Annotated in this window: 21 protein-coding genes; 6 read left to right on the top strand and 15 right to left on the bottom strand. The window is 71.5% G+C overall.

The genetic code is table 11. The features are described 5' to 3' along the window. Window positions 1-112: 112 nt before the first annotated feature. Complete coding sequence (locus GFD30_RS14745; RefSeq protein WP_153025962.1) at window positions 113-316, bottom strand: DUF3046 domain-containing protein; 204 nt, start codon at window positions 314-316, stop codon at window positions 113-115. Between the two features lie 91 nt (window positions 317-407). On the opposite strand from GFD30_RS14745, the gene GFD30_RS14740 reads away from it, so the two are divergent. Continuing rightward, the gene (locus tag GFD30_RS14740; protein WP_322633256.1) at window positions 408-980 is read left to right on the top strand and encodes a TetR/AcrR family transcriptional regulator; all 573 of its coding nucleotides are present in this window, start codon (window positions 408-410) and stop codon (window positions 978-980) included. A gap of 235 nt (window positions 981-1,215) precedes the next feature. Further along, entirely contained in the window at window positions 1,216-1,659 is a 444-nt protein-coding gene (locus GFD30_RS14735) for a DoxX family protein (protein ID WP_153025961.1), read from the top strand. A 44-nt stretch (window positions 1,660-1,703) separates the two neighbouring features. Here GFD30_RS14735 and GFD30_RS14730 read toward each other — a convergent pair whose 3' ends face one another. The 8 genes from GFD30_RS14730 to GFD30_RS14695 form a co-directional block, all read right to left on the bottom strand. Beyond that, a complete protein-coding gene (locus GFD30_RS14730; RefSeq protein WP_153025960.1) occupies window positions 1,704-3,569 on the bottom strand; it encodes an Hsp70 family protein in 1,866 nt (621 codons plus the stop codon). 203 nt (window positions 3,570-3,772) lie between these two features. Then, window positions 3,773-5,725 (bottom strand): DEAD/DEAH box helicase, encoded by a 1,953-nt coding sequence (locus tag GFD30_RS14725; RefSeq protein WP_322633255.1) that lies wholly within the window; start codon window positions 5,723-5,725, stop codon window positions 3,773-3,775. Between the two features lie 311 nt (window positions 5,726-6,036). Further along, window positions 6,037-7,074, bottom strand: coding sequence for a GNAT family N-acetyltransferase (locus tag GFD30_RS14720; protein ID WP_153025958.1), 1,038 nt, complete (start codon window positions 7,072-7,074; stop codon window positions 6,037-6,039). A gap of 70 nt (window positions 7,075-7,144) precedes the next feature. After that, a complete protein-coding gene (locus GFD30_RS14715) occupies window positions 7,145-8,167 on the bottom strand; it encodes a GNAT family N-acetyltransferase (RefSeq protein WP_153025957.1) in 1,023 nt (340 codons plus the stop codon). 87 nt (window positions 8,168-8,254) lie between these two features. Next, window positions 8,255-9,274: a hypothetical protein gene (locus tag GFD30_RS14710; RefSeq protein ID WP_153025956.1), complete on the bottom strand. Its 1,020-nt coding sequence runs from the start codon at window positions 9,272-9,274 to the stop codon at window positions 8,255-8,257. 197 nt (window positions 9,275-9,471) lie between these two features. After that, on the bottom strand, window positions 9,472-9,675 hold the full coding sequence (locus tag GFD30_RS14705; protein WP_106364496.1) for a cold-shock protein: 204 nt from the start codon (window positions 9,673-9,675) through the stop codon (window positions 9,472-9,474). A gap of 267 nt (window positions 9,676-9,942) precedes the next feature. Beyond that, entirely contained in the window at window positions 9,943-11,925 is a 1,983-nt protein-coding gene (locus GFD30_RS14700) for an ABC transporter ATP-binding protein (RefSeq protein ID WP_407649057.1), read from the bottom strand. A 97-nt stretch (window positions 11,926-12,022) separates the two neighbouring features. Beyond that, window positions 12,023-12,283, bottom strand: a complete 261-nt coding sequence (locus GFD30_RS14695) for a helix-turn-helix domain-containing protein (RefSeq protein WP_153025955.1) — start codon at window positions 12,281-12,283, stop codon at window positions 12,023-12,025. Window positions 12,284-12,387: 104 nt separating this feature from the next. Here GFD30_RS14695 and GFD30_RS14690 point away from each other — a divergent pair, with 104 nt between their 5' ends. Further along, the gene (locus tag GFD30_RS14690; RefSeq protein WP_153025954.1) at window positions 12,388-13,611 is read left to right on the top strand and encodes a hypothetical protein; all 1,224 of its coding nucleotides are present in this window, start codon (window positions 12,388-12,390) and stop codon (window positions 13,609-13,611) included. Window positions 13,612-13,661: 50 nt separating this feature from the next. Here the strand turns inward: GFD30_RS14690 and GFD30_RS14685 are convergent, their stop codons facing one another. Continuing rightward, a complete protein-coding gene (locus tag GFD30_RS14685; protein ID WP_153025953.1) occupies window positions 13,662-13,847 on the bottom strand; it encodes a hypothetical protein in 186 nt (61 codons plus the stop codon). Window positions 13,848-16,142: 2,295 nt separating this feature from the next. Further along, window positions 16,143-16,448, bottom strand: a complete 306-nt coding sequence (locus GFD30_RS14680; protein ID WP_153025952.1) for a hypothetical protein — start codon at window positions 16,446-16,448, stop codon at window positions 16,143-16,145. Between the two features lie 564 nt (window positions 16,449-17,012). On the opposite strand from GFD30_RS14680, the gene GFD30_RS14675 reads away from it, so the two are divergent. From GFD30_RS14675 to GFD30_RS14665, 3 genes are read left to right on the top strand one after another with little or no spacing between them, the layout of a single operon-like run. Further along, entirely contained in the window at window positions 17,013-17,267 is a 255-nt protein-coding gene (locus tag GFD30_RS14675) for a hypothetical protein (RefSeq protein WP_153025951.1), read from the top strand. After that, on the top strand, window positions 17,264-17,542 hold the full coding sequence (locus GFD30_RS14670; protein ID WP_153025950.1) for a hypothetical protein: 279 nt from the start codon (window positions 17,264-17,266) through the stop codon (window positions 17,540-17,542). Before GFD30_RS14675 ends, GFD30_RS14670 begins: the two co-directional genes overlap by 4 nt. After that, a complete protein-coding gene (locus tag GFD30_RS14665) occupies window positions 17,539-17,835 on the top strand; it encodes a hypothetical protein (RefSeq protein ID WP_153025949.1) in 297 nt (98 codons plus the stop codon). The genes GFD30_RS14670 and GFD30_RS14665 overlap by 4 nt, the downstream gene beginning before the upstream one ends. Window positions 17,836-17,878: 43 nt before the next feature. On the opposite strand, the gene GFD30_RS14660 is transcribed toward GFD30_RS14665, so the two are convergent. From GFD30_RS14660 to GFD30_RS14645, 4 genes are all read right to left on the bottom strand, one after another. Further along, complete coding sequence (locus tag GFD30_RS14660; protein ID WP_153025948.1) at window positions 17,879-18,496, bottom strand: LutC/YkgG family protein; 618 nt, start codon at window positions 18,494-18,496, stop codon at window positions 17,879-17,881. After that, complete coding sequence (locus GFD30_RS14655; RefSeq protein ID WP_153025947.1) at window positions 18,493-19,935, bottom strand: lactate utilization protein B; 1,443 nt, start codon at window positions 19,933-19,935, stop codon at window positions 18,493-18,495. Before GFD30_RS14655 ends, GFD30_RS14660 begins: the two co-directional genes overlap by 4 nt. Then, entirely contained in the window at window positions 19,932-20,627 is a 696-nt protein-coding gene (locus GFD30_RS14650) for a (Fe-S)-binding protein (protein ID WP_153025946.1), read from the bottom strand. Before GFD30_RS14650 ends, GFD30_RS14655 begins: the two co-directional genes overlap by 4 nt. A gap of 178 nt (window positions 20,628-20,805) precedes the next feature. After that, on the bottom strand, window positions 20,806-21,573 hold the full coding sequence (locus GFD30_RS14645; protein ID WP_153025945.1) for a GntR family transcriptional regulator: 768 nt from the start codon (window positions 21,571-21,573) through the stop codon (window positions 20,806-20,808). Window positions 21,574-21,592 lie beyond the last annotated feature (19 nt).

Genomic DNA, 21,592 nt, shown 5'->3' with positions numbered 1-21,592 from the left:
CCTTGATCCTGTCTGCTTAGCCATGCCGATTACGGTAGTCGCCCCATCCGACAACCTAGGACCACGGCTTGTTCGAACAGGGCCGAAAACCGCAAGGTGAGGGAACCGCCGATCAGCGCACCAGCCGGGAGGGGACCCGCTCGGGCCAGGCCCGGCACACCGCCATCCAGACGGCCTTGGCGTTCTCGCCGTCGGCGAGCGCCTGGTCGATGGTGCGCCCGCCGAGCTGCCCCAGGGAGTGGTCGGCGGCGACGGACCTGGCGTACGCCTGCCCGAAGGTCTCGTTCATCCGGTCCCAGAAATCGCTGAGCTTCATGCGCCGCTCCTCCGCCGTCCCCGCCTGTCCATGGGGACAACGGTAGGCGACTGCCGGGGCCGCGGCCAATCCCAGGTGGCAAGATTGCCGAGTGCCTCGCGTCAGCCAAGAACACCTCGACTCGCGCCGCCAGCAGATCCTGGACGGCGCCCGCTCGTGCTTTGCGAGATTCGGCTACGAGGGCGCGACGGTCCGGCGGCTCGAGGAGGCAACCGGGCTCTCCCGCGGCGCGATCTTCCACCACTTCAGGGACAAGGACGCCCTGTTCCTGGCGGTCGCCTCGGTCGACGCCGCGGAGATGGCCGCGACCGTGGCCGAGCGCGGGCTCGTCGGCGTCATGCAGGACCTGACGGCCGGCGCGGACAAGCCCGAGATCTCCGGCTGGCTCGGCACGCAGCTCGAAGTGGCCCGGCGCCTGCGCACCGACCCCGAGTTCGCCGACGCGTGGGGCCGGCGCCGGGAGGCCATCGCCGAGGCCAGCCGCGAGCGGCTCGAGCACCAGCGCGAGATCGGCGTGCTCCGCACCGACCTCGACATCGACGTGCTCGCCGGGTTCCTCCAGCTCATGTACGACGGCCTGGTCCGCTACCTCGCCACCGGGCGGGACGATCTGGACATCACGCGGATCCTGCAACTGGTCGAGGAGGCGGTCCGCCGCCGCTAGCGCCGGGCGACCGGGTCCCGGACCGGCCGCGGCGCGCTCGCGGCGGAATCGCTCCCAATCCATGAAGCCGGACATATTTACATACATCGATTGCCACTGGTAGGCTCCGGGGTTAGTTGAAAAGTCAACTACGCCTGCCTCGGACTCTCCTCCCGGAGACGGCGGACGGCGCCGATCGCCGCCGCCACTGGTCCACTATGGGCCGGCGGTTGCGGCTTAGCCTATGGGAGGCAACATGATCGCAAAACTCCAACCGATCGGCCTGCTGATCGGACGGGTGGTGCTCGGCATCGTCTTCATCGCCCACGGCTGGCAGAAGTTGAGCGGCGGCCTCGACGAGACCGCGCAGGGCTTCGAGGGCTTGGGCATCCCGGCACCCACGCTCTCGGCTTACTTCACGGTCTTCGCCGAGCTCATCGGTGGCGCGTTCCTTATTTTGGGAGCGCTCCTACCGTTGGTGGGGCTCGCCCTGGCCGGGGTGATGCTCGGCGCGATGTTCTACGTCCACCTCGACGGCGGGTTCTTCTCCAGGGACGGCGGCTACGAGTACGTGCTGACCCTCGCCGCGGTCTCGATCGCCATCGGGTTCTCCGGCGGCGGGCTGTTCGCGCTCGACAACCTGTGGCTCAACAAGAAGATGGACGAGAAGTCCGTCGAACCGGCCGCTGCGACGGCCTGACCGGGTGTCCGGGCGGGCGGCGCCGAGCCGCCCGCCCGGCCTGCTCAGCACTCGGCCAGTCCCCCGAGCGAGTTCGGGTCGGCCGGGTCGATCACCAGCCACACGAACGGGATGAAGCCGTACTCCCCGCCGCCCAGGGCGACCTTGACCATGACGTCAGAGGCGTCCTTGCCGGGGTGGTAGTCCCAGTGGCCTTCCTCGCCCTCGTTGCCGCGCGGGGTGATCAGCTCGGCCCTGTCGTAGCAGACCAGCTCGAACACCGTGCCGACCGCGGCATAGCCGATGGCCGTCACATCGTCGGCGGCGGCGCGGATGCCCGGTTCGCCGCCCTGGTCGCGGCAGTAGGTGCGAGTCATCGGGCAGTCCCAGTAGACCTCCCCGGTGATCGTCTGCGGCGCTTGCGAAGCCGGGTCCGGCTCGGGACTGTCCGAAGGCGCCGGGGATTCGGACTCGGCGGCCGGCGACACCGACTCCGCCGTCCCGATGGACTCGGTCGGGTCCTCCTCCGCGGCCTGGCCGGTGCGGCCGCTCAACCACCATGCGCCGCCCCCGATCACGGCGAACGCGAGCACCGTCGCCAGCATGAGCATCGCGACCGGCAGGCGCCGGCGCGGCCGGTCCCGGACGAGGGGCTGCACCGTCGTCACCGGGCCGGGAACCGGCTGGACCGCCGTCGGAACGGACGGCTGGACCGCCGTCGCCGGACCCGAAACGGGCGGCTGGACCACCGGGGTCGCGGGCGCCGGGGCCGCCGGACCCGCCGACGGCGCGCCGGTCAGGGTCGGCGGCAGGACAAGCGGGGCCGCGGCAGGCGTGAGCGGTTGGTCCGCGAGCGCCACCGCGCCTTCGCCGACCACGAGCTCGGGCTGCTCGATCATGGTCGGGGCGACGCCGATCTCCTGGTGGATCATGGTGGCGGCCAACGGCATGCGGCTCGCGCCGCCGACCATGAAGATGCCCGCGATCTGCTCCGGGGCGAGCCTCGCCTCGCGGATCACGGCCTTGGTGATCGCGACGGTCTGCGCCAGGAGCGGGCGGGCCAGGAGTTCGAGCTCGGCGCGGGTCAGCAGCTCCTCGGCCGCGAAACCGGGGACGAGGACCTCGGTGGTCGAACGGCGCGACAGCCGCTCCTTCGCGCCGCGGACCTCGTCGTAGAGCATGAAGCGGGCCCGGCGGGACTCGGTGGCGTCGTCCCCGCCGTCGATCAGGGCCCGCCAGGCCGCCGCGCGCTCCTCGGTGCCGGCGAAGCGGCCGCCGAGGTAGTCGACCAGCGCCTGGTCGAGGTAGTGGCCGCCCACGCGGTCCGAGCCGTCGACCGCGAGGACCTCGAAGCCGTGCGGAGCGGCGGTGACCGCACTGGCGTCGAACGTACCGGCGCCGAGGTCGTAGACGACGACCGCCTGTCCTGGGCCGACGCGGTGGCCGAGGACCTCGGCGAAGTACCGGGCGGCCGCGACCGGCTCGGGCAGCAGGACGGGCGCGGGCGCGCCTGCCGCGATCGCGGCGTCGCTCACGATGTGGCGGCGCGCCGGGCCCCAGGCGGCGGGGACGGTGATCGTCACCGACCGGGGAGGGCCGGCCACTGCGGTGCATTCGGCGAGGACCCGCCGCAGGACGGCCCCGACCGCGTGGCCGATCGGGACCTCCCTGTCGCCCAGGAGGATCGAGGGCGAGTCGAGGCGGAGCTTCGGGGTGCGCTCGTAGCGGTGAGGATGGCGGCGGGCCTCCCTCGCGGCGTCGGCGCCGACCAGGATCGAACCATCGTGGTCGAGGTATATCCCTGAAGGCAGCAGGGGATGGCCGTCGAAGAGGAGCTGGTGCCGCCGTCCGTCGCCGCGCAGGACCGTGGCGACCGTGTTGTGGGTGCCGAAGTCGACGCCGAGCGCGGCGCCCGTGCGAGCAGAGTCCATTCAGGACCTTTCGGGGGAAGGGGAGGCGACCCCGCCAGGGTACTGCGCCGCCGCCGATCCCGGCTCCCCCGAGGCGGAAGCGCGGTCAGGATCGCGCCCGCGATTGCTCCGGCGAGCCGTGCGATGTCCGCCCGGCTGCCCGGCCGGGCATACGCCGAAGGCCGGCGGGGGTGATCCCCCGCCGGCCTTCGTTCGGTCAGTGCTTACCAGCGGTCGCGGCGCTCGCGGTCGCCGTAGCCGCGGCGCTCGCCGCGGTCACGGTCGCCGTAGCCGCCACGGCCCCGGTCGTCGCCGCCGCGGAAGCCGCCCTCGCGGTTGCCGCGGTAGCCGCCGCCGCGGTTGTCGCGGTCGCCGTAGCCACCCCGGCCCCGGTCGCCGTAGCCGCCGCCGTCACGGTTGCCCTGGTAACCGCCGCCTTCGCGGTTGCCCTGGTAACCGCCGCCTTCGCGGTTGCCCCGGTAGCCGCCGCCGCGGTTGTCGCGGTCGCCGTAGCCGCCCCGGCCCCGGTCGCCGTAGCCGCCGCCGTCACGGTTGCCCTGGTAGCCGCCGCGGTCGCCGCCTTCGCGGTTGCCGCGGTAGCCACCGCGGTCGCCGCCCTCGCGGTTGCCCCGGTAGCCGCCGCCTTCGCGGTTCCCGCGGTAGCCGCCGGTGCGGCCGCCCTCACGGTTCCCGCGGTAGCCGCCGCGGTCGCCGCCGCCTTCGCGGCGCGGGCCGCGGTCGTCGCGGCGCTTGGACGGGCCTTCGAGGATCTCGCGCTCGGCCTGCTCGCGCAGGCGGGCCGCCTCGGCGCGCAGGCCCTCGGCGTCCTCCTTCAGGCGCTCGATCTGGCGCTCGAGGCGCTTGACCTCGTCGTCGTTGCGGGAGGCCTGGTGCTCGGAGGACACCGCGCGCAGGTCGGTGAAGTTCCGGGCGCCCATGAGCTCGGCGAGCTCGGCGTCGAAGTTGTCGTTCACGTAGTGGCGCTTGGCCTCCACACCGGCCCGCTCGATCAGGCTGAACATGGTGCGGTTCTGGTGCGGGAGCACCAGGGTGGCCACGTGGCCGGACTGCCCGGCGCGCGCGGTGCGGCCGGCGCGGTGCAGGTAGTCCTTGTGGGTCTTCGGCGGGTCGACGTGCAGGACCATGTCGACGCCGTCGACGTGGATGCCGCGCGCGGCGACGTCGGTGCAGACGAGCGCGTCGAGGCGCCCCTCCTTGAAGCGCTCCAGGACCTTCGACCGGTCGGCCTGGGTCATGCCGCCGTGGAGGCCCTCGGCGTTGACGCCCTGCTCGCGCAGTTCGGCGGCGATGCGGTCCACCGCGAGCTGGGTCCGCACGAACACCATCGTCAGGCCCGGACGGGCGGCGACGGCGGCCGTCATGGTGGCCTTGTCGCGCGGCCCGATGAGCAGCAGGTGGTGGGTCATGGTCGTGACCGAGCCGGCCGACGGGTCGACCGAGTGGGTGACCGGGTCCGACAGGTACTTGCGGACCAGGACGTCGATCTCCTTCTCCAGGGTCGCGGAGAAGAGCATGCGCTGGCCGCCGACCGGGAGCATGTCGAACAGCTCCTCGACCTCGGGCAGGAAGCCCATGTCGGCCATCTGGTCGGCCTCGTCGAGGATCGCGAGCTCGACGTCCTCGAGCGAGCAGTCGCCGCGCCGGATCAGGTCGCGCAGGCGGCCCGGGGTGGCGACGAGCATGTCGACCCCGGCGCGGAGCGCGTCGATCTGGCGGGAGAACGCGGTGCCGCCGCAGACGACCTTCATCTCGATGCCCACGGCGTCGCCGTAGGTCTGGAGCGACTCGGCGACCTGGATGGCCAGTTCGCGGGTCGGGGTCAGGATGATCGCGCGGGGGCGCTTGGACTTGGTCCGGCCGCCCGCCGCTAGGCGGGCCAGGGTCGGGAGGCCGAAGGCCAGGGTCTTGCCCGAGCCGGTCTGGCCGCGGCCGAGGATGTCGCGTCCGGCGACCGCGTCGGGGATCGTCGCGGCCTGGATCGGGAAGGGCTTGACGATGCCCTGCTCGGCCAGCGCGGCGGTGATCTTCTCGGGCAGGCCGAGGTCTTCGAAGGCCGGACCGTCGTACTGGTCCACTTCGTCGGTCTCGACGGTGAACTCCTCGACGGGCCGCTCGGTCGCAGCGGCGGCCTCGGCGGCGGGAGCGGACTCGCTCACGACGGCTTCGGCGGGGGAGGTTTCGGGGGTTTCGAGAGGTTCGGGGGCAGTGTCGATTGCATTGATGGCAGCGTCGGACACAGTTTGGTCAAGAGTCATGGTTCGCCTTCCGCGAGAACGACTTCGTAGTGACGCACGTTCCGCGGGAATATCGGTTTCACCATGAGCCGACGGTGATGATGGGGCGGGACGCGCCTGATCGGGCCTCTGCAATGAAGAACTGGGCCAGCTATGAACAATAGCCGACCGTGAAGAGCGATCGCCACTCTCACGGCCGGCTTGTGCCTGGAGACACCCTTTCGGGGTCCGGGTCAGGCGTCGAACTTCTTCTGGAACTCGGCCCCGGCGTCGAGGATCTCGTAGCCGAGGACGACGTTGATGCCGATCATCGGGGCGTTGACGTCGGCGTTGTCGGTCCAGATGGTACGGACGTTCGGGTAGTGCTCGCGCACGAGGCGGAGGTTGACGATCTTGAGGAGGGTGCCGAGGCGGTGGCCGCGGTGGTCCGGGTTCACGATCGTGATGCCCTGGAAGGCGTCCGGGTACTCGGTGTCGTCGAAGACGAAGACCGCGGTGTTGGCGACGGCCTCGCCGGTGGCCTTGTCGACGGCGACGGTCTGGATCGGGATGACGCCCATGGCGGCGTTGCGGTCGGCCTGGGCGCGCTTGAGGTCCGCGTCGATGGTCTCGGGTTCGAGCTCCAGGTCGCCGAGGGGGACCTCGGCGAGGATCGTGGAGTCGATGCGGGCCATGGTCTCGATCATGTGGTCGGGCGTGCGCCCGACCCAGGAGACGATCTCGTAGGCGTCGCCGGCGGCGGCCTGGGCCTTCTCCAGCAGTTCCTGTTCGACGGCCGGTTCGAGGGCGTCGACGGCGCAGCGGCGGTTGATCCAGGTCAGTGCCGGTTCGAAGCCGTGCTTCTCGGCGAAGCGGCGGCCGGCGTCGGACCGCTCGATGCCGTCTTCCCAGGTGAGCCGGGTGTCCAAGGTGAGCGTCGTGCGACCGCGCTCTTTGCGGGCGTAGTCGACGAAGTGCTCGAGGAGGGCGGTGCCGATGCCCTGGCGGCGGTGGTCGGGGTGCACGTGGATGCTCGCCCAGCCGAAGTGGAGGTTCTCGCGGTTGGGGAACCCGGCCTCGGCGATGCCCACGACCTCGCCGTCGCGGACGGCGATGAACGGGACCTCGTCCTCGTCGGGCTTGGGGTGGATCAGGCCCAGCGCGAACTTGCCCTTATGGGGGGCGGGGGCCTCGGGCGCGTCGGCGGCGTGGGCGGCGCGCAGCACCTCGAACGCGCCGGAGACGAGGTCGCCGTCAGCGGGGTCGAGCTCGGTGATTTGCAGGTTGCTCATCCGCTCAGTCTGGACAGACGGCGGGCCCGCGGCAACCGAATTTCGGCGCCGGCGGGCCGCGGGCCGCCGCTCAGGGCCGGAGTTTGCGCTGATAGACGCTGAGGGCGTCGACGGCCTCGTATCCGAGTTCACTGTTGATCGCGATCATGTGGTCGTTGACGTCGGCGTTCTCGGTCCAGATCTCCGCGACCCGCGGGTGGTGCTCGCGGAGCTGGCGGAGGTTGGCGAGCTTGAGAAGCAGGCCGAGGCGGTGGCCGCGGTGGGCCGGGTCGACGATGGTGATGCCCTGGACGGCGTGCGCCGCGGTGGGGTCGTCGAAGGCGCGGATGTCGGTGAGGGCGGCGACCTCGCCGGTGGCGCGGTGGACGGCGGCGGCCTTGACGCCGGTCTGGTGGATCGCCGCGAGGGCGGCCTCCTTGGCGCGGGCGCGTTCGACGTCGACGCGTTCGGCGTCGAGCCGGATGTCGCCGGTGGGGACCTCGGTGCGGGTCAGGGCGTCGAGGCGGCAGAGGGACTCGATGAGGTCGTCGGGGGCCGGGCCGGTCCAGGTGCGCAGTTCGTATCCGGCTTCGGCGGCGGCGGCCTTCTCCCAGAGGCGCTGCTCCGCTTCGGGGGTGAGGGCGTCGGTGCGGCACCGGCGGCGGATGTTGACTAGGGCGAGGGTGAAGCCGTTGCGTTCGAGGAACCGCACGCCGGCGCCGGGGCGGCGGGGTCCGTCGCCCCAGGTGGTGAGGGTGCCGGCGGTGAGGTCGGTGCGGCCGCGGGAGGAGGCGTACTCGACGTAGTGCTCGAGCAGGGCGGTGCCGTGGCCGCGGCCGCGGTGCACGGGGTGGACGAGGAGCTCGGCCATGGCCAGGTGCGGGTTGTCGCCGACGAGGAGGCCGATGCCGAGGTAGCCGACGACCTCGCCGTCCTCCACGGCGGTGTGGTGGGTGACCTCCAGGCCCGGCCGTTCGTGGCGGAGTTCGGCCCGGAAGGTCCGCTCGACCGGTCGGGGGCCTTCCGGCGCGTCGGCGTCGCGGACGGCGCGCACGACTGCGAGGACTTCGCCTACGGCGCGGTCGTCTTCGGGGTTCAGGGGTCTGATCTCCATGACCCGAGTATGGCCGGGATCGTCCACAGTCGGGGTCCCTCTCGCGGCGCCCCGGGGCGGGCCCGAGGGCGCCTCGAGGGTCGGGCGCTACCGCTTGAGCTGGTACTCGGCGTTGGCGTCGACGGTCTCGTAGCCCATGAGCTCGTTGATGGCGATCATGGGGGCGTTGACGTCGGCGTTGTCGGTCCAGATCCACTGGGTGGACGGGGAGTGCGCGCGGAGCTGCCGGAGGTTGGCGAGCTTGAGGAGCAGGCCGAGGCGGTGGCCGCGGTGGGCCGGATCGACGATGGTGATGCCCTGCATGCCGTTGACGGTGTCGCCCTCGTCGAGGGCGATCTCGGTCCAGGCGCGGACTTCGCCGGTGGCGCGCTCGACCGCGACGGAGTGGACCCAGGTGCGGCCTTCGACGGCGTTGACGGCCTCGCGGGCGCGGAGCTTCTCGGGGGTGACCTGCTCGGGCTGGGCCTCGATCTCGCCGAGCGGGATCTCGGCCATGATCATGGTGTCCATGCGGCACATGGTGTCGACGAGGTCGTCGGGGACGGGGCCGATCCACTGGCGGACCTCGTAGGCGTCGCCGGCCTTCGCGAGGGCCTCGGTGTAGCGGCGCTCCTCCTCGTCGGCGCCGAGCGGGTCGACCGGGCTGCGGCGGTTGACGGTGGTGAGCGCCAGCGTGTAGCCGCGGGCTTCGAGGGCGCGGGCGGTGCTGCCGTCGCGGGCGGGGCCGCCCTCCCAGTAGACGGGGACGGCCGTGACGATCGAGGTGCGGCCGTGCTCGGCGCAGAAGCGCTCGACGTGGTCGCGCAGGAGCGCGTCGGCGTCGCCGGCGCGGTGGTCGGGGTGGACCTTGAGCTCGTACATGGCGAGTTCGCGGTTCTCTTCGGTGAAGAAGTTGGCGCGCGCGAAGGCGGCGGCGCGGCCGTCGTCGCCGACGGCGGCGAACCAGTGGCGCTCGCGGCCGGGCATGAGGTGGGTGAAGAGGGTGCGGAAGAACCGCTCGGTGTAGGTGGGGTTCTCGGGGGTGTCGACGTCGTGCGCCGCTTTGAGGATGGCGAGCGCCTGGTCGATCAGATCGGCGTCGGCCGCGTTGAACTCGATGATTTTCACCGCCTCAGTGTGCAGTGCGGGTCCGGCGGCTTCAACGGGGTTTCCGGTCGGCGACGGCTCCGGCGGGGCGTCGACCGGCGGGACCTGCCCGCGGGAGGGGGCGTCCGGGAGCCGGTCGCGTACTGCCTCTGGCGGGCCCGGGCGCCGAAGAAGCCGCTGTCCTTCGGGATGAAGGGCAGCGGCTCCGTGCTCGTTGCCTACAGGGCGCGCAGGTTCGCGGCCTGCGGGCCCTTCTTGCCGGCTTCGATCTCGAACTCCACGCGCTGGTTCTCTTCCAGGGTGCGGTAGCCGTTCCCCGTGATCGCGGTGAAGTGGACGAAGATGTCCGGACCGTCGCCGTCAGGAGCGATGAAGCCGAAGCCCTTGTCCGCGTTGAACCATTTAACGGTGCCTTGCGCCATTACTGCATTTCCTTGCGATGTTGATGTTCAGACCCGCAGTCCACCCGGTCCAGGGGGTTGACTCCTCGGTGGGGGACGGCGCGACGGTCTGAGGTGTGCCGCCATTGCTGGCGCTTCACCGCTTCGGTGCATAGTGAACCGAAGCGGCCTTTGGACCCTACAGTACGCGTGCTTCACCGCCATCCCGCAGCGCGAGAAGCACCCCCGGTCCGGGGCGGTGACCTGCGAAGACGACCGTTCGCTCGCGGCTTCTATGACCCAAGTCACTCACGCGGCGGTGGAGACGGACGCCTCCGGCTCCACGTCCCGGCCGGCGCCGCGGTCCTCGCCGCGCTCTCCGGACCCGCTCCGGTCCTCGCCGCGCTCCTCGAACTGGGTCCGGTAGAGCTCGGCGTACAGGCCGCCGCGGGCCACGAGGTCGTCGTGGGTGCCCGACTCGACGACCTCGCCGTCCTCGAGGACGACGATCTTGTCGGCCCGGCGCACGGTCGAGAGCCGGTGGGCGATGACGAGCGAGGTGCGGCCTTCCAGGGCCGTGTCGAGGGCGCGCTGGACGGCGGCCTCCGATTCGGAGTCGAGGTGGGCGGTCGCCTCGTCGAGGATGACGATCGGCGGGGCCTTGAGCAGGACCCGCGCGATCGCGAGGCGCTGCTTCTCGCCTCCGGAGAACCGGTAGCCGCGTTCGCCCACGACCGTGTCGAGCCCGGATTCGAGGCGGCGCACGGTGTCGCCGATCTGGGCCCGGTCGAGGGCCTCCCAGATCTCGTCGTCGGACGCCTCGGGCCGGGCGTAGCGGAGGTTCTCGCGGACGGTGTCGTGGAACAGGTGCGCGTCCTGGGTGACCATGCCGATGTGCGACGCGAGGGAGTCGGACTTGAGGTCGCGGACGTCGACGCCGCCGACCTCGACCGCGCCGGCGGTCACGTCGTACAGGCGCGGGACGAGGCTCGCCATGGTGGTCTTGCCGGCGCCCGAGTGGCCCACGAGCGCCACGAGCTCGCCGGGGGCGACCTCGACGGAGACGCCGCGGAGGATGTCGCGGCCGCTGTCGGAGCGGTCGGGCCGGGCCAGGTCCTCCAGGCTGGCCAGGGAGACCTGGTCGGCGCCGGGGTAGCGGAACCCGACGTCGCGGAAGCGGATCGAGGCCGCGCCGGCGGGCAGCTCGCGGGCGTCGGGCTTGTCATGGATGAGCGGCTTGAGATCGAGGACCTCGAAGACCCGCTGGAAGCTCACGAGGGCGCTCATGACGTCGACGCGGACGTTCGACAGGGCCGTCAGCGGCCCGTACAGGCGGGTGAGGAGGAGCGCGAGGGTGACGACGGTGCCGGCGCTGAGCTGGCCGGCGAAGACGAACGCGCCGCCGAGGCCGTACGCGAGGGCCTGGGACAGGCCCGCGACGACCGTGAGCGCGACGATGAAGGTGCGCGCGTACATCGCGGTGGTGATGCCGATGCCGCGCACCCGGTCGGCGCGGTCGGCGAACTCGGCGGACTCGGTGTCGGGGCGGCCGAAGAGCTTCACGAGCATCGCGCCGCCGACGTTGAACCGCTCGGCCATCTGGGTGTTCATGGCCGCGTTCAGGTCGAAGGACTCCTTGGTGAGCTCGGCGAGCTTGCGCCCGACCCACTTGGCCGGCACCAGGAACACCGGTACCAGGACCAGCGAGAGCAGGGTGATCTGCCAGGACTGGAAGAACATGACGCCGATGATGAGCGCGACGGCGATGCCGTTCGAGACGAGCCCGGAGAGGGTGCTGGTGAAGGCGCGCTGGGCGCCCATGACGTCGTTGTTCAGCCGCGAGACCAGCGCGCCGGTCTGCGAGCGGGTGAAGAAGGCGACCGGCATGGACTGGACGTGGTCGAACACGGCCCGCCGCAGGTCGAAGATGATGCCTTCGCCGAGTTTCGCGCCGTACCAGCGCATCGCGAGGTTGAGCAGGCCCTCGAGGAGGGCGAGCCCGGCGATGACCGCCGCGATGGCGACCACGCCGCGCTGGGTGCCGCCCGGGCCGGTGAGCTCGTTGACGATGTCGCCGGCGAGGACGGGCGTCGCGACCCCGATGGCCGCGATGAACGTCACGAGCGCGATGAACACCGCGATGTCGCGGCGGTAGGGGCGCGCGAACCGCAGGATGCGGCGTTTGACGCCGCGGCTGAGTTTGACGCCTTTGAGCTCGTCCGCGCGCCGCATCGAGCGCATGGCGTCCCAACCGGCGGCTCCCATCGATGACACTGGGCCTCCCGTGTAGATGCCCAAGTGCGTTCGTCGTCCGGCAGGTCGTCATCCGGTAGGGCTTGGGCCGTTCCGTCGCTTCTCTCCGACGGTGCAACGCCGCGCCGGGCCCCGGTTATTTCCGGCCGCCCTTGCGGGCGCCTCCCCGGGTGCGGAAGTCGACGCCGGCCTCGGCCAGTAGGCGGTGGACGAAACCGTACGATCGGCCTATCGCGGACGCGATGTCGCGGATGCTGCGGCCCTGGCCGTAGGCGGCGGTCACGCGTTCGGTGAGTTCGCGGCGCTCGTCGCCGCGCACCTGCCGGTTCGGATCGGTCTTCGCGGCGCCCGCTTCGTCGGCGGCGCCGCCGGTGCTCGGATTGGATTCGGGGGTCATGAGTCCTTTCCCGCATACGGAGGGTGATCTCGGTGTGTTGTGAAGTTTGCCGGAGTTCTGTCGCCCGGCGGACGCTTCTGTCGGATACCCGATAGTTTCGTGGTGTGACCGCACCGCAGACCTCTTTCACCGACCGGGTCGACGCCCTCGCCCCGGCGCGGCGCCACGCGAGCCTGCGCGACCTCGGGATCTGGCTGTGCCTGACGGTCGCGGTCCTGACGATGGCGTCGGTGGCGGTGTCGACTTCCGAAGTGGTCGGTCCGACGACGCTGCCGTGGTGGCCCGCGCAGAACCTGTCGCTGCGGGTCACGCCCGGCATGGTGGTGGCGCCGCTGGCGGCCGCGGCCGTGCTGGCGGCGGCCTCCCGGCCCGCGGCGGCGCGCATGTCGTGGCACACGCTGCTGGTGCTGTCGTACCTGGCGTCGATCACGTGGTCGGCCGCGTTGCACACCAATGTGGACCCCACCACGATGTCGACGGCGACCGACGGCGCGCGCCGCGCGGCGGCGCTCCTGGTGTCCTACACCGGTTCGGAGGCGGGCCTGGCGATCACGGTCATCGCGCTGTCGTGCCTGTCGGTGCCGCTGGTGCTCGTGGCGGTCAAGTCGGTGTCGGGGCCGGTGGCGGCGCGGGCGCTCGCGCCGGCGCTCATCCTGGGGCCGTGGGCGGCCTGGGCGACGCTCGGCATCGACGGGATCGCCGCGGCCGCGTGCGCCGCGGTCCTGGCGTGCGGCGCGGTGGTCTCCGAGAAGCACGTGAAGGGCGCGGACGCGTTCTGGGGCGCGGCCGCCGCGGGCGGGCTCCTCGGGATCGCGGCGCTCTTGTCGTACGGGGCGGCGTGGTTCGCCGTGTCGCTGCTGTGCCTCTACTTCGCGCGGCGGCGCCCGGCGCAGATCCTGGTGTCGGCGGCGGCGGCGCTGGCGGTGCTCGCCGTGTCGGCCTCGTTCGGGTCGTCGTGGCCGTACGGGCTCGTGGACACCTACAACGCGGCGATCGGCGAGGTCGCCGCGCACCCCGAGCAGCTGTGGTGGGTGGCGCTCATGCCGGCGCTCGTGGCCGTGGCGTGCGGCCCGGCGGTCGTGGAGAGCCTGCGCCGCTTCGGGTCGAGCTCGGCGTGGCCGCTCATGATCGGCCCGGTGCTGGCGCTCATGATCGCGCCGCTCAGCGGCTCGAACCCCGAGCACCCCGAGTACGGCTGGATCGCGCTGTGCCCGTGGCTCATCGTGGCCGCGACTGCGCGCGCGGACCGGAGGCGCTCGGTACGGGCCCCGTTGATCAGCGCGGCCGCGGGCGCGTGCGCCGCGATCGTCCTCATGTACTCGGGCTGACGGAGCCGGCGACGCGCGCCGCCCGCACGGCGGGTGGGCGGGCGAGGAGGCTAGGCCGTGTGCGAGATGTCGTCGAGCCAGTTGCTGATGACGGCGACGTGGACGGCGGCGCGGTGCTGTTCGCGGCGGGCGGTCGTGCGCTCGAACGATCGGGTCGCGATCCGTGCCGGGTCCGGATGAGCACCGATGGCGGGTTGAGCCGTGGCCGGGTCTGCTTCGGCCAGCGTCGAACCCATGAATGGCCTGCGAACCGGAGCGCGGTCAAGCCCTGGTCGCGTCGGACCGGTGTTCGATCAGGCGGCGACGAACCGGTGAGGGCGTGGCTGCGGGTGCGCTCCGGAGGCCGGGTCGCGATCCGCGCCAGGTCCGGAAGAGCACCGATGGCGGGTTGCGTCGCGGGTGTCGAAGGCGGGTTGCCGCGGCCGGGTTCGCTCCGTCCGGCGTCGAACCCCATCACGTGCGTGCGAACCGGAGCCGGTCCCGCCCCCGGAATCGCCGGGATCCGTGTTCAACCCGGCAGCGACGAGAGGTTGAGTAGCGGTACGGGTCGTGCCTCCGTGGCGGTGTCTGGTCGTGTCCGGTGTTCGATCAGGCGGCGACGACAGCTGAGTGCGTGCCCGAGGTGCGCGCCGGGGGCCGGGTCGCGATGCGGGCAAGGTCCGCAAGGCACCGATGACGGGTTGAGCCGCATGTGTCGGAGGCATGCCGCCGCGGCCGGGTTCGCTCCGCCCGGTGTCTAACGCCATCAATGACCTGCGAAAACCGAGCCGGGTCGCGCCCCGGTCGCGTCGGGCCGGTGTTCGATCGGGCAGCGACCACCAGGTGAGTGCGTGCCCGAGGTGCGCGCCGGGTCTCGGGTCGCGATGCGGGCAAGGTCCGTAAGGCACCGATGACGGGTCGAGCCGTGCGTGTCGAAGGCGTGTTGCCGTGGCCGGGTCCGCTTCGGCCGGCCAGGATGTCGTCGCCTGCGAATCGAGTTCGGTCCGTCGCTGGAACGGTCCCCGCGGTGCGCCACGGCCCCGACATGGCCTGGAGTGGCCGGGCTCGGCAATGCATGCTCGGCCTTGGCTGCCTTGGCTGCCTTGGCTGCCTCAGCTGTCCGGCGCTGCTCTGCTCGGCACCGCTTCACGCCATGCCGGAGGCGCTTCCAGCGCTCACGGTAGGCTCGCGCCCTCGCCAGCCCTCCCGACTCCGCCGCTGTGCTCGCACCGCCGGCCTACCCGCTCTCGTGCAGCGATCAGCGCCTCACGGCAGGCTCGCGCACTCACCATCATTCCCGCACTCCGCCGCTGTGCTCGCGTCGTCTGGGTCTTCCCGCTCGCGTGCGGCGAGCCTGACAAAACCGGTCCTGGTGAGCCACGGTCGCTCCGATCGCGCTCACCTCAGGCGGCCCTGGACCGGCCCCGGTGAACCACGATCTCCGATCACCGCTCACCTCGGTCGGCCCTGGATCCGATCGTGCCCGATCCCAATCGCTCCGGCACATGTGGCGTTCCCGGCTGCGGCCTGAGCGCACGCTCGCGCGACGCTCACTGCTTGCCCTGGCCACTCGTGCCAGACTCCGCGTGGCCCTGCTCGACTCCATCCAGCGCGCATCGAGCGCACTCCTGTGTCGCCGCTTCTTGGCGTATCCCCTGTTGAGTTGTGAAGGCAGCAGCGACATCGGCTGGCACTCGCTCATGCCCCGGCCGGGCGCTATCGCGCAGGCCGCAGCACCGAGTCATCCTTGTCGTGCTTGATAGCAGTGTCGTCTCCCGTGGTGGTCCGGTCTTGTGCCTCGTTGGAGCACTGCCGCCGGCGGGGTGATCCCGACCGGTCGATCCCCCGCCCGATCACCTCCCCACCCCCTCCATGGGGTGGGGCCGGTTGACTGCTGCGGGTCCCGATCGCAGTGAGGGATGAGATCGACCCGGTTCCGACCGCTTGCGTCGGGGGCCCTGCCTCGAAGTCAGTGTGGTCTGCCGGCCGGCCAGAGGCTTGTCTCAGTCTGCTTGCACCGCCCTGCACCTGCACCGAACTCCCTGTCCCTGTGCGTACCCCCATTCTCGCACCCTTGTGCGATACCGTCATCACCCACACGCGCACAGAACACTCACATTCGAGCACCAGTCGCCAAGCGGCCCAAGCGATATGGCCCGAACCCGAGCCCGGGGCGAGCGCAACCCGCCCCGGCCCGAGCCTCGAACACCCGCCCAGCCGACACTCCCTCGTCGCTGCCGCTCCGACCCCGACCCCGACCCGGATGCACCCGCAGCACGCCCCCGAGCCTGCGCCATTCACCGGCTTTCGTCGCCGCCGCTCTGACCCCAGCCCGCGCGAACCGGTAGCACGCAATCGAGCCACGCACCGACCTCCGCCCTTCGTCGCTGCCGCTCTGACCGCAACCGGCGCGAACCGGCAACGAGACGGTCGGTCAGACACGATCGCCGCGAACACCCGTCGGTCCTCCGCTCTTGGAATCCCACCGCCCTGGACGTGCTCGGGCACGCGGTTGAGGCAATTCCGCTCCGGCGAGATTCAGTCAAAGGCGGTTACAGCGCAGCATCGCGCATTGCCCAAAATGCTTTGATTTGCGTTTCGGTGTAGCCGTTATCGTTGGCCTTCTCGCCCTGATCAGTACAGGCCCGACAGATCTCCGTGCGAAGCCCGTCGCGGATCAGGGGTATGACGGTGCTGCGATCGACCGTTCGTCCAGTTCCTTGGACGTAGACATCAAGGAAGTCGTGTGCTCGGTCGTGCAGAAGTGTGTCACCGGCCGGGTTCTTGGACATCTCCCGTGTCGCCCAGGCAAGTTCTCGCTCGGGGAAGTCGATCCGAAGTTCATCCCAGTCGATCAACCCGATAATGAACTCGACCGCTGGCTCCTCGTAGCGGGATTACGACTTCGGGTACGACTTCTGCAAGCTGAGCAGCGACCTGATAGACCCACTCCGGGTCGTCCACGGTTCTGCTCCGGGGGCTGATCCGGATGGCGAGCCCGCCCGCTGCGGACGACTTCCAGATCTCGCACTCACCGCCAAGTCCCCGGACCGGGTCGGCGTGGGTGATGAGCAACCCGAACTGCTCGGCAAGAACTGAGGACAGGGACTCGCTCAAGCGTTGGGGCACTGCCGCAGCCTATTGGCTCGGCTCGACCCTCAGTCAAGCAAGGGCGAGTTGCCACGCAGAGCGCAGAGCCGGCTCGCTCGTTGGCCTTGTCTCGGAAGCGACTCGCCGTCGACTAGACGTTTCAGGCCCTGTCGCGTGTCGCTGCTTGCCGTTCGCGAATGACCATGCAATGGTTTCAGCACGCGTGTATCACGCGTCCCAGAAAACCAACTGAATAGAAACGCGGCGGGCCGCCGCATCTCCAACGCCAATCGAAGCCGGCGGCCCGCCCCTTACCAGAGAGGAAACCTCCCGTGGTCTCGTTCAGCGTACGCCATGACCCGGTCCCCGCCTCGGTCAAAATCGACCTCGAACTCCACAAGCCCTACCGCACCTGGTTCGGCCTCGGCCGCCTGCGCTGCGAATGGTGCCACCACACCTGGGGCGCCCACGGCTGCCCCCAACGCCGCTCCGCCGTCAAACTCCTCGCCTCCTGCATCGGCTCGGACTCCCTCCGCGACGTCCTCACGGCCCTGATCGGCTTCTCCTGGGACGGCGGTGCCGCATGAACCCCGAACGCATCGTCCTGGGCCGCTTCACCCTCGAACACCGCCGCATCGAGGTGTACCAGCTCGCCGGCGGCCCCACCACCGCCGTCCGCCTGCGCCGCATCGCACCCGAACCCGCCGTCGACCTCGGCTACATCAACCGCATCGGCTCACCCTTCGCCCGCCTCCACCTCTACCGCGCCGAATGGGCCCCTGCGCTCCGCCGCACCGCCAGGGAACGGGCCACCGCGATCTGGCACCACGCCGCCCGCCACGAAGCGGAGGTCGAAGGATGACCCTGCGCTTCGCCGACGGCCTGCCCGTCCTCGGCTACCGCGAGGTCGCCGACCGCACCATCGCCTTCGCCTGGCACTGGCACGAGCCGACCTTCCGCCTCACCTTCACCGAACACACACCACCCCTGCTCGGCCACGTCACCCACCTCGACTGCCTCCCACGCCTGACCCCAGCCCCCGACAACCTCGACTGGCTCCGCCAAGACGACCCGGCCCGCACTCAAGCCGTCCTCGACCACGCCATATGCCTGTGGAGAAGTAAGGAGGAGATCTTCCGAACCTGCAACGGCTGACCGACCGCCCTTGAAGGCCCCGCCGGCCCAGTCGTCCGCCGGCTCAGTCGTCCAGGATTACGACGTCGAGCCGGCGCGGGCCGTGGACGCCCTCGACCCGCTGGAGCTCGATGTCGCTGGTCGCCGACGGGCCCGAGATCCAGGTTTGCGGGGCCCCGGGGTCCAGGCGCGGCAGCGCCTCGGCGAGATGGCCGACGATCTGGTTCCGGCGGACCACCACGACATGGTGGTCCGGGACCAGCGTCAGCGCGCGGCGCCCCTGGGCCTCGCCCGCGTCGAGCATGATCGTTCCGGAGACCGCAACGGCCGCCGCGCATCCGGTCATGACCGCGTCGACCGCGTCGAGCTCCTCGGTGGTCAGGGCCGTGTCCTCCACGAACTCGGCCGTGCCGAGCCGCCACTGCGCCGGGAAGTCGACCGGGACCGCCACGCGCCGGGCGCCGGCCAGCGCGTCGGTGATCGCGGCGGCGCCGTGGTGCACGTTCGCCTTGTAGTCGACCAGGCGGTCGACGAGCATCGCCACGATGTCGGTCCCCGGCGCCAGGGCGCGCCGGTACTCGCGCGGCACCGGCGGCGCCTCCGAGGCGCCCTCCAGGGCGCGCCGCATCCGGGCCAGGATCTCCTCGCGGGCACCGCCCGGCGCGCCGCCTCGCTCGCTCATCGGTCGCGCTCCTTCCACCAGTCCCTGAAGGACTCCTTCGGCGGCACCGGCAGGTTCCTGCTGACCGTCCACTTCGAACCCGGCCAGGGCAGGCGCCGCATGTACCCCTTTCGGCGCCACGGCATCGCACCGAACCGTGCCGCTCGCAGGGCGGTGCGCCACAGGCGCGGGCGGGCCATCACGGCCTCGGCGGCTCCCATCGCGGCCCGCTCCCCCGCTGCGTGCGGCCCCTGCTGGCGCAGGTGGACGAGCACTTCCGGGATGTTGATCTTGACCGGGCACACCTCGTAGCAGGCCCCGCAGAGGCTCGACGCGTACGGCAGGTCGTCGTGCCGGCCCGGCTCGAGCTGCGGCGCGAGGATCGCGCCGATCGGGCCCGGGTAGACGTGCCCGTACGCGTGCCCGCCGGTCCGCTCGTACACCGGGCACACGTTGAGGCACGCCGAGCAGCGGATGCACGAGAGCGCCTGGCGCCCCACCTCGTCGGCGAGCACGCCGGTGCGGCCGTTGTCGAGGAGGATCACGTGCACGTTCTGCGGGCCGTCGCCCTCGCGCACCCCGGTCCAGACCGACGTGTACGGGTTCATCCGCTCGCCCGTGGACGAGCGCGGGAGGAGCTGCATGAACACTTCGAGGTCGGCGAAGGACGGCAGCAGCTTCTCGATGCCGACGATGCTGATGAGCGTCTCGGGCATCGTCAGGCACATGCGGCCGTTGCCCTCCGACTCGACGACGACCAGCGACCCGGTCTCCGCCACCGCGAAGTTCGCGCCGGAGACGGCCGCCTTCGCCGACAGGAACCGGCGCCGCAGGTGCAGCCGCGCGGCCTCGGCCAGCGCGGCCGGGTCGTCGGTCAGGCCGGCCGGGGCGTCGCCCATGCGCCGGTCGAAGATGTCGCGGATCTCGGTGCGGTTGTAGTGGATCGCGGGCACGAGGATGTGGCTCGGCTTGTCCTCGGCGAGCTGCACGATGAGTTCGGCGAGGTCGGTCTCGAACGCCTTGAGGCCCTCGGCCTCGAAGTGCTCGTTGAGTTCGATCTCCTGTGTCGCCATCGATTTGACCTTGACGACCTCGTCGGCGCCGGCCTCGCGTACGAGGCGCGCGGCGATGGCGTTGGCCTCGGCGGCGTCGCGCGCCCAGTGGACGACGGCGCCGGCGGCGGTGGCGTTGGCCTCGAACTGGACGGCGAGTTCGGGGAGCCGGCGCTGCACGTCCGCTTTGACGGCGGCCGCGGTGTCGCGCAGCCGCTCCCAGTCGTCGAGTTCGCCGGCGACCTTGGCGCGCTTGGCGCGGATGGTGCCGGTGGCGTGGGCGAGGTTGGCGCGCAGTTGCGGCATGCCGAGGGCGACCTTGGCGGCCTTGGGGAACGGCGCGTCGGCGGGGATGAGCGAGGCGGCGGGGACGAGGTCGCCGCGGGGGGCGGGGGCGTCGGTGCTCATGCGGTGCTCGCGAGGATCTCGGCGTAGTGGATCGGGCGGGGTCCGCCGCTGCGGGAGGTGCCGCCGCCGATGTGGGTCAGGCACGAGTTGTCGGCGGCCGCGAGGTATTCGGCGCCGGTGCCGGCCGCGTTGGCGCATTTGTCGGCGAGCATCGCGGAGGAGACCTCGGAGTTCTTGAGGGCGAAGGTCCCCCCGAAGCCGCAGCACTGGTCGGCGGCGGGCAGGTCGATCAGGTCGATCCCGCCGACGGCGCGCAGGAGGCGGAGCGGTTTGTCGCCCAGGCCGAGTGCGCGGGTGCCGTGGCAGGTCGGGTGGTAGGTGACGGTGTGGGGGAAGACCGCGCCGACGTCCTCGACGCCGGCGACGTCGATGAGGAACTCGGAGAGCTCGTGGACGCGCTGCCCGATGGCGGACCCGGTGAGGTGGGGGTACTGGTCGCGGGCCATGGCGGCGCAGGAGCCGGAGGGGGTGACGATCGCGTCGTAGCCGCCGAAGACGTCGTCGAAGGCGCGCGCGAGCGTCGCGGCGTCCCGCCGGTAGCCGGAGTTGGCGTGCATCTGGCCGCAGCAGGTCTGGGCGGTGGGGAAGTCGACGTCGTAGCCGAGCCGCTCCAGGATCCGCACGACCGCTTTGGGCGTCTCGGGGAAGAGCGCGTCGTTGACGCAGGTGATGAACAGCGCTACGCGCTTCATCGCGCGGTCACCTCTTCTCTTCGGGTCGGTGTGGACCGGGTGGTCCAGCGGGTCGCCCGGACCGGCCGGTCCCGGACGGCGGCCGGGCTCGTCGGCCCGGCCGGTCGGTCCGGAGACGGCCGACCGGATGGTGCGGTGCGGTCGGGCCGGGTGGTCCGGTCGCGGCCGTCGGTCGGTGTCAACGGTTCGCTCTGGCGCGCTTCGGTTTCGAGACGGCCTCGGCGTTCGCCGCGGTGAAGGCGGCGGCGTGCCGCACCTTCGAGCGTTCGAGGTGGCGGCGCATCGCCTCCTCGGCGGCAAGCGGTTTCATGGCAATGATAGCGTCCGCGATCGCGAGGTGCTCGGCCTCGGTCTCCCCGATCGACTCGGGCGCGATGTACGCCCGGTGGAGGTGCAGGTGCGCGTCGAGGCGGCGGATCGCCTTCGCGATCTGGACGCTGCCGCTGCATTCGGCGACCGCGTCGTGGAAGCGCCGGTCGGCCTCGGTGAACTCGAGCTTGCCGGCGCTCGGGTGCGGGGTGCGGGCGGCGTCGAAGAGGCCCGCGGCGGGCCCCTGCACCGGTTCGGCCGCCGCGGCCCCGCCGAGCTCGGCCTCGGCCGCGAGCCGCTCGGCGGCCCGGCGGGCCGCGAGGGGTTCGAGCATCATGCGCAGGTCGAACAGGTCGGCGAACTCGGCGGCGGACAGCAGCGGCTCGACCGTGTAGCCGCTGAGCGGGCGCCGGGCCAGCAGCCCCTCGGACTCCAGGCGCGCCAGCGCTTCGCGGATCGGCGTCTGCGAGAACGCGAGCTCCTTGGCCATGCCGTCGATGCTCAGCTTGGCGCCCGGCGCGAGCTCGGACCGCATGATGCGGGCCTTGAGCTCGGCGTACGCGTCGTCGGCCAGCGTGCGTTTCCCGGCGGCTTCCGCGGCGGTCCGGTTCGCGGGGTCGGCGGCTCTCGCTGTCATGCCGAATATCCTATAGGAT

It is taken from the genome of Glycomyces albidus (assembly GCF_009451885.1).
GTDB lineage: Bacteria > Actinomycetota > Actinomycetes > Mycobacteriales > Micromonosporaceae > Glycomyces > Glycomyces albidus.
The sequence above is the reverse complement of the archived record's forward strand: the minus strand, read 5'-3'. Positions and strand labels throughout refer to the sequence as shown.